General features: G+C 75.4%; 6 protein-coding genes. 2 read left to right on the top strand and 4 right to left on the bottom strand.

Going from position 1 to position 7,839, the window contains the following annotated elements:
- The first annotated feature begins 172 nt into the window (after positions 1–172).
- Entirely contained in the window at positions 173–1,432 is a 1,260-nt protein-coding gene (locus C1I99_RS26795) for a M48 family metallopeptidase (protein WP_111136996.1), read from the top strand.
- Positions 1,429–2,553, top strand: a complete 1,125-nt coding sequence (locus tag C1I99_RS26790) for a glycosyltransferase family 4 protein (RefSeq protein ID WP_111136995.1) — start codon at positions 1,429–1,431, stop codon at positions 2,551–2,553. Before C1I99_RS26795 ends, C1I99_RS26790 begins: the two co-directional genes overlap by 4 nt.
- A gap of 148 nt (positions 2,554–2,701) precedes the next feature.
- Here the strand turns inward: C1I99_RS26790 and C1I99_RS26785 are convergent, their stop codons facing one another.
- From C1I99_RS26785 to C1I99_RS26770, 4 genes are all read right to left on the bottom strand, one after another.
- Entirely contained in the window at positions 2,702–4,357 is a 1,656-nt protein-coding gene (locus tag C1I99_RS26785) for a putative bifunctional diguanylate cyclase/phosphodiesterase (protein WP_111136994.1), read from the bottom strand.
- Between the two features lie 142 nt (positions 4,358–4,499).
- On the bottom strand, positions 4,500–5,309 hold the full coding sequence (locus C1I99_RS26780; RefSeq protein ID WP_111136993.1) for an SAM-dependent methyltransferase: 810 nt from the start codon (positions 5,307–5,309) through the stop codon (positions 4,500–4,502).
- 190 nt (positions 5,310–5,499) lie between these two features.
- Positions 5,500–6,168, bottom strand: coding sequence for a response regulator transcription factor (locus tag C1I99_RS26775; protein ID WP_007072219.1), 669 nt, complete (start codon positions 6,166–6,168; stop codon positions 5,500–5,502).
- A gap of 7 nt (positions 6,169–6,175) precedes the next feature.
- The coding region (locus C1I99_RS26770; protein WP_233512733.1) for a sensor histidine kinase at positions 6,176–7,839 on the bottom strand (1,664 nt) is incomplete at its 5' end.

Here is a 7,839-nt window from a genome sequence, read left to right as displayed (position 1 = left end):
CGCGGGTGGCGGGCAATAGGATGGGCGCTCACAGCGGGAGGAGCGGCGGCATGACCGGGGTACGGCGTGGCGACGGTGGGCCCGTCGCGGCCTGCGGCATCGGCCGGCCCGGCGCGGAACACGTCCCGGTCCGTCCCGAGCCGGGCGGCCGGCAGGCGCCGGGGGCGCCGCGGTGAGCCCGCGCGGCTGGGCGGTGCTGACCCTCGCCGGCCTTGTTGTCGCCCTGGCCGTCACGGCGGCGCTGCTGATCCCGTGGAGCCGCCCGCCGGCTCCCCGGGCAGATCAGCTCGCCGCGCTGCGCGATCTGCCCGCCGAGCAGGTGGCCCGGGGCCGCGAGTTCCGCTCCGCCCTGCGCCCCGGCGGCTGGGCCGCGCTCGCCGTCGGCCTGCTGGTGGCGCTGGCGCTCGGGCTCACCCCGCTGGGCAGTCGCCTCGTCGAGCTCGCGGGTCGCCCCTTCGGCGACCACTGGGCGGCGCAGGCCGTCCTCGGCGGGCTGGCCGTGGTGCTGGTCGCCGACCTGGTCACGCTGCCGTTCGCCGCATGGCGGCACGCGGTGCTCACCCGCTACGGGCTGAGCACCAACGGCTGGAGCGGCTGGGCGGTCGACCTGCTCAAGTCGTACGCGGTCAGCGCGGTGATCGGGGCGGTGGCGCTGCTCGGCCTCTACACGGTCATCCGGCTCGCCCCGCGCTGGTGGTGGGCGTTCGGTGCGGCCGGGGCGGCGGGGCTGGTGGTGCTGCTCTCGTTCGTGCTGCCGGTGCTGGTCGAGCCGGTGTTCAACCGGTTCACCCCGATGGAGCCGGGCCCGTTGCGTACCGAGCTGACCGCGATGGCGGCCCGGGACGGCGTGCCGGTGCGCGACGTGCTGGTCGCCGACGCCTCCCGCCGCACCCGGGCGGTCAACGCGTACGTCTCCGGGCTCGGGCCGACCCGCCGGATCGTCGTCTACGACACGTTGCTGCGGGAGGCGAGCCCGGCCGAGGTGACCGCCGTGGTGGCGCACGAGCTGGGGCACGCGAAGGACCGGGACGTGGTGGTCGGCACGCTGACCGGCGCGCTCGGCGCCGCCGCGGCGGTGGTCGCGCTCTACCTGATCGGTTCCTGGGGCTCGCTGCTGCGCCTGGCCGGGGTCGACTCGGTCGCCCAGCCGCGCGCGTTCCCCCTGCTCGTCGCGCTGGTCACGGTGACCGGGCTGGTCTCCGCGCCGGTGCAGGCGCTGATGTCGCGGCGCGTCGAGGCGCGCGCCGACGCGCACGCGCTGGCGCTGACCGGCGACCCGGCCGCGTTCGAGGCGATGCAGCGCCGGCTCGCCGGGATCAACCTCGCCGACCCCGATCCGCCGCGCTGGGAATACCTCTACTCCGCCACCCACCCGTCCACCGTCGAGCGGATCGCCGCCGCCCGCGCGTACGCCAGGGAGGCCGGCAGATGAGCCGGACGCTGCTGATCACGAACGACTTCCCGCCCCGGCCCGGCGGCATCCAGTCCTTCGTGCACAACCTCGCGGTGCGTCAGCCCGCCGGCTCGGTGGTGGTGTACGCGTCCTCCTGGCGGGGCGCGGCGAAGTTCGACGCCGACCAGCCGTTCGAGGTGGTCCGGGAACGCACCCGGGTGCTGCTGCCCACCCCGCTGGTCGCCCGGCGGGCCGCCAAGCTCGCCCGGGCGTACGACTGCGACACGGTGTGGTTCGGCGCGGCGGCCCCGCTCGGGCTGCTCGCCGCCGGCCTGCGTCGGCGGGCCGGGATCCGCCGGGCGGTGGCGCAGACCCACGGGCACGAGGTCGGCTGGGCGGCGCTGCCCGGTGCGCGGGGCGCGTTGCGCCGGATCGGTCGGGGCGTCGAGGCGACCACCTACCTCGGCGAGTACACCCGGGTGCGGCTGGAACGGGCGCTGCACGGGCTGACCGAGCTGCACCGGCTCGCCCCCGGGGTGGACGTGGACACCTACCACCCGTCCGTCGACGGGGAGCCGGTGCGGCTGCGGCTCGGGTTGGCCGACCGGCCGGTGGTGGTCTGCGTGTCCCGGCTGGTGCCGCGCAAGGGCCAGGACATGCTGATCCGGGCGATGCCCGAGATCCGCCGCCGGGTGCCCGACGCGGCGCTGCTGGTGGTGGGCGGCGGGCCCTACCGGGCGGCGTTGGAGAAGCTGGCCCGGCACGCCGGCGTGGAGCGGGACGTGGTCTTCACCGGTTCCGTGCCGTCGGCCGAGCTGCCGGCCCACTACGCGGCCGGTGACGTGTACGCCATGCCCTGCCGCACCCGAAATCGCGGTCTGGATGTGGAAGGGCTCGGCATCGTCTACCTGGAGGCATCGGCGACCGGCCTGCCGGTGGTGGCCGGCGACTCCGGCGGTGCCCCGGACGCGGTGCGCGAGGGGGAGACCGGGTACGTGGTGCGCGGGCGGGACGTGGCGCAGCTCGCCGACCGGGTGTCCACCCTGCTGGCCGACCGGGACCTGGCCCGGCAGTTCGGCGCCGCCGGTCGGGCCTGGGTGGAGCGGGAGTGGCGCTGGGAGGCCCAGGCGCAGCGGATGGCCGCCCTGCTCGCCGGCTGACCGACCCGGCGCGGCCGAGCACAGTGTGGCGCGGCGCGGCGCGGGCACGGTGCCCCATCGGTGAGGGCAGCTCGACAGGGACCGTGACGGCAGGGTGGCTGACATCGAGGACAAGCCGTTCCGCCGCGTACCAGCGGGCGGGTGGCGGTCAGCGGATGCGTTCGAGGATGCGTTCGGCGGGCTCGGGTCGCCCGAAGTGCCAGCCCTGGCCGGCGTCGCAGCCGATCGCCCGCAGCCGCTCGGCCTGCCCGGCGGTCTCCACGCCCTCGGCCGTGACGGTCAGGTCCAGGGCGTGCGCCAGGGACACCAGCGAGGCGAGGATCCGCTCGTCCGCGCGGGTCTCCGGCGCCCGCAGCCCGGCCACGAACTCACCGGCGACCTTCAACTCGGTCACCGGCAGGTCCCGAAGGTACGCCAGGTTGCAGTACCCGGTGCCGAAGTCGTCGATGGCGATCCGGACGCCGAGGTCGGCCAGCACCCGCAGCGCCCGGACGGGCTCCGCGGCGGTGCTCATCATGGTGCTCTCGGTGATCTCCAGCTGGAGCCGTTCCGGTGGCAGGCCGGTGTGCCGCAGCAGCCCGTGCACCTCCTGCACGAGCCCGGGGCGATCCACCTGCCGCACGGCCAGGTTGACGCTGACGTACGGGGCCGCCCCGCCGGCGGTGGACCAGCTCTCCGCCTGCCGGCACGCCTCGGCCAGCACCCACCCGCCGAGCGGCACGATCAACCCGGTCTCCTCGGCCAGCCCGATGAAGCTGTCCGGCCGCAGCACACCGAGCTCGGGGTGCCGCCAGCGCACCAGCGCCTCCACGCCGACCACCCGGCCGTCGTGCAGCGAGGCCAGCGGCTGGTAGTCCAGGTAGAACTCGCCCCGCTCCAGGGCGGCCGGGATGGCCGCGGAGAGCGCGTGCCGGGCGAGTTCCTGGCGGTCCCGGTCGGCGTCGTAGAGCGCCCAGCGGACGCCCCCGGCCGCCTTCGCCCAGTGCAGCGTGCTGTCGGCGGCCCGCATCAGGTCGCCGGGCGACGCGCCGGCCACCTGCCGCTCCACGATGCCGACGCTCGCCGAGACGGTCAGCTCGTGCCCGTCTACCACCGCCGGTTCGCGTACCGCGGCCAGTGCCGCCTCGGCCACCGCCACCATGTCGTCGGTGCCGCCGGTGTGCTCGACCAGGATGACGAACTCGTCCCCGCCGAGCCGGGCGACCAGGTACCCGTCGAGGGCCCGGCGCAGCCGGTCGGCCACGATGACCAGCAGCGCGTCGCCGGTGCGGTGCCCGTGCGAGTCATTGACCACCTTGAACCGGTCCAGGTCGAGGAAGCAGACCCCGACCCGTTCCGCTCCCCGGCCGGGGGAGTTGATGGCGGCGGTGAGCCGCTCGGTGAACAGCGTCCGGTTGGGCAGACCGGTCAGCGGGTCGTGAGTGGCCTGGTGGCGGAAGCGGGCCTCGCTGGCCCGCAGCGCCCGTTCCGCCTGGGCCCGTGCGGTCATCGCGGCCCGGCGGATCGACTCCTGCTCGTCCAGCGTCCGGTCGCGCAGCGCGCGGGCATAGCCGGTCGCCACGGCGGCCAGCAGCCGGGCCAGCCGGTCCTCGACGTCGTCGGCGACCAGGCCGAGGTCGCGGACCAGCCGGAGTTGGACGACCTCGACGGTACGGCCGAGCCCTTCGGCGGAGGCGATGTGCGCGGCCACCAGTTCCGTGCCGACCCGGTGCCCGACACGCAGGTCGAGCGGCTCGGCGGCCAGCGCCGCAGCCAACTGGTCGGTCAGCCGTTGTAGCAGGGCCTCCAGCTGGGCCTGGGTCATCGGCAGGTAACTGGTGCCGGAGACGGCCTTGGCCCAGGCCCGGGCGAAGGCGCTGGGGCGGTGCGCCCGCCCGCCCGTCGCCCCCGGCGCGGCCGTCGCCGCCGGCGGCCCGGCCACCGGAACCGCCGTCGCCCCCGGCGGCTCACCCACCGAGCCGCCCGACGCCGCCGATGAAGGCCGACCGCTCGGCGTCCTCGGCGCCGTCGGCCGACTCCGGACGCCACTGCGGCACCCAGACCACACCCGGCTCGACCAGCTCGAAGCCGTCGAAGAGCGCGGCCAGCTCACCGCGACTGCGGATCCACAGCGGATTGTCGGTGCTGCGGTAGATCCGCTCGGCCTCGGCCCGCTCCTCGTCGCTGCGGCCGTCCGCGCTGGCCTGGGAGAGCACCAGGTAACTGCCCGGCGCCAGCGCGGCACGCAGGGTCCGCAGCAGCTCCGCCGGCCGGTCGTCGTCGGACACGAAGTGCAGCACCGCCACGACCATCACGGCGACCGGCCGGTCGAAGTCGAGCAGCCGGCGTACGTCCGGGTGGGTGAGGATCCGCTCCGGGTGGCGCAGATCCTCCTGCACCACCGCGGCCCGGTCGTTGCCGTCGAGGATCTCCCGGCTGTGCGCCACCGCCACCGGGTCGACGTCGACGTAGACCACCCGGGCGTCGGGCGCGTTGCGCTGGGCGATCTCGTGCACGTTGCCCACCGTGGGGATGCCGGAGCCGATGTCCAGGAACTGCCGCACGCCGGCGTCGGTGAGGAACTGCACCGCCCGCCGGAGGAAGGCCCGGTTGGCCTGGGCCATCAGCGGCGCCTCGGGGACCGCCGCCACCATCGCCTGGGCCGCCGCCCGGTCCACCGCGAAGTTGTGCGAGCCGCCGAGGTAGTAGTCGTACATCCGGGCCACGCTGGGGCGTTCGATGTCGATCCCGTCGGGCGCCCAGTCCGGCCGCTGCATGCCTTCACCCCTCGCCTCGACGATGCGGACGTCGTCGCCCGCGCGGGTATTCTGCCCACCCCGCCGCCCGGGAGACCATAGCGCGCCGGGCCGTTCGCCGCGACGGTGGTCGATACGAGAACCGGCCCGCGCCGGCCAAGTGGCGGGCGCGGGCCGGTCGGTGGTACGTCGACCGCCGCTGGGCGGACGGTCAGAACTTCGGCGCGTCCGGCGCCTCGAGCAGGCCGAGCCGCAGCGCCGTCATCAGCGCCTGCGCCCGGTTGGCCGCGCCCAGCTTCTCGTAGAGCTTGGAGATGTGGGTCTTGGCGGTGGACTCGCTGACGAAGAGCTGCTTGGCGATGCCGGCCACGCTCATCCCGTCGGCGAGCAGGCGCAGCACCTGCCCCTCGCGCGGGGACAGCTGCGGGCCGGAGGGGGCCAGCCGGCGCTTCATCGCCTCGGCCAGGTCGGCCGCGGTGAAGGCGCTGGGGGAGGAGGCGGCGTGCCGGGCGGCGGCCACCACCTCGTCGGCCGGCGCGGTCTTCGGCACGAAGGCGCTCGCCCCGGCCTCCAGGGCGCCGAAGAGCTGGTCGTCGCCGGCGTACATGGTGAGCACGACGATGCCCATCGAGGCGCTGGACTTGCGCAGCGCCCGGGTGGCCTCCAGGCCGCTGCCGTCGGGCAGGCGCAGATCCATGATCACCACATCCGGCTGCAGCGCACCGGCCTGGCGTACGCCCTCTGCCGCCGTGGCGGCCTCGCCGACAACCTCGAACTGGCGGTCGCGCTCGAACGCGTGCCGCAGGCCCTTCCGGATCAGGTCGTGATCGTCGACAAGGAGGACCTTGGTACGGGTGGCCGGTGTCGGACTTGTGGTCATCCTCGGGTTACTCCCCTTCTGCTGCAGCTGCGCTACCGCGCACGTTACCGCGCCGGGGCGAGGAACCGAGCACCACGGCCACGGTCGTGCCGCTCGGCTGCCGCGGCCTGATCTCCAACCGGCCCCGGATACGTTCCGCCCTCTCGGCCATGATCGCAAGACCGTACCGCCCGTCGGGGCGCTGGTCAGCTATCCCGTGACCGTCATCCGACACTTCGATCTGGGCGTACGGCGGGTCCACCTCGCAGGTGACCCAGAGGTTCGAGGCCCCCGCGTGCTTGCGCGCGTTGGTCACCGCCTCCTGAGCGATGCGCAGCAGCTCCGCCTCGGTGGCGGCGGGAAGCCGCGCGGTCGACTCGTCCAGGGACAGGTGCACCCGCAGCCCACCGGAGGCGCCGACGGTGCGGGCGTACTCGGCGATCGCGGCGGCCAGGCCGCCGTGCCGGTCGACCTCGCTGCGCAGCTCGAACAGGCTCAGCCGCAGCTCCGTGATCACCCGGGTCACCTCGCCACGGAGCGTACGCAGCGCCTCCGCGGTCTCCTCGGCGTCGTCGAAGACGGTGGCCAGGGCGTTGTCGATGCCGTAGCCGACCATCACCAGCTCCTGGGCCACCCCGTCGTGGATCTCCCGGGCCAGCCGCTGCCGCTCCTCGTTGGTGGCCAACGAGCGCACCTCGTCGAAGAGCAGCGCGGCCTCCAGCCGCAGCGCCGCCGGGCTGGTCAGCCCGGTCACCCGGGACACCACCGGCGGCGGGTACGCGTGCGCCACGTCCGCCTCCAGCACCACCAGGCCCACCGTGCGCACGCCGGCCACCAGCGGCACGATCAGCGCGGAGACCTCGCCGCCGGGGTGCGAGCGGGCCTGCGACCGGGCCGCGGTCTGCGGCTGCTGGCTGGCCCACGCGTCGGCGATCGCCGAGTCCGCGTCGAGCGTGGTCTCCCAGTCCACCCGGTCCGCGCCCACCTGGGCGAGCACCACCAGCCGGCCGCCGCCGCTGGCCGACAGCACGGCCGCCCGGTCCGCCGGGGCCACCGCCCGCAGCTCCTCGAGCAGGTGCTCGGAGATGCCGCCCGGGTCGAGGGTGGCCCCGGGCAGCTGCCGGGCCACCGTACGCAGCTGGGTCAGCAGCCGGGTCGCCTCGGCGTACGGCTGGGGCTTGCTGGCACCGCGGACCTGCATCACCCGGTGCAGGGTGTTGGCGGCGTACAGGCCGAGCCCGGCCAGGATCAGCCACTGGGCGCAGACCGCCAGGTAGCCGATCTGGGCGAGCTGCCGCTCGCCGTCGACCTCGGTCAGCGCGCCGGCCACCAGCAGGGCGGCCGCGGTGACCGCGAGCAGGGCGGCGCCCTCGGAGAACCGGCGGCGCAGCGCGGTGACGGTCACCGGCACCGCCAGGTAGGGCAGCACCGCCGAGGCGCCCAGCCCGCCGATCTCCCCGCCGATGGTGGCCACCGCGCCAACCTGGCTCGCGGCCAGCCCCAGCACCACCACCTCGGCCAGCCGGCTGAGCGGGCCGACCAGCCGGTGCCCGGGGGCCAGCAGCGCCGGCAGGCCGGCCACGGCCAACAGCCCGATCCACCACAGCTGGCCGACGTCGCGCGTGGCGAACAGGGTCAGGACGGCGACCAGTGCCAGCATGACCACGCGCGCGGCCGCGGCGAGGGGATGCG

Source organism: Micromonospora deserti, from assembly GCF_003236335.1.
Lineage (GTDB): Bacteria > Actinomycetota > Actinomycetes > Mycobacteriales > Micromonosporaceae > Micromonospora > Micromonospora deserti.
This window is presented reverse-complemented; position numbering and strand designations above follow the sequence as displayed.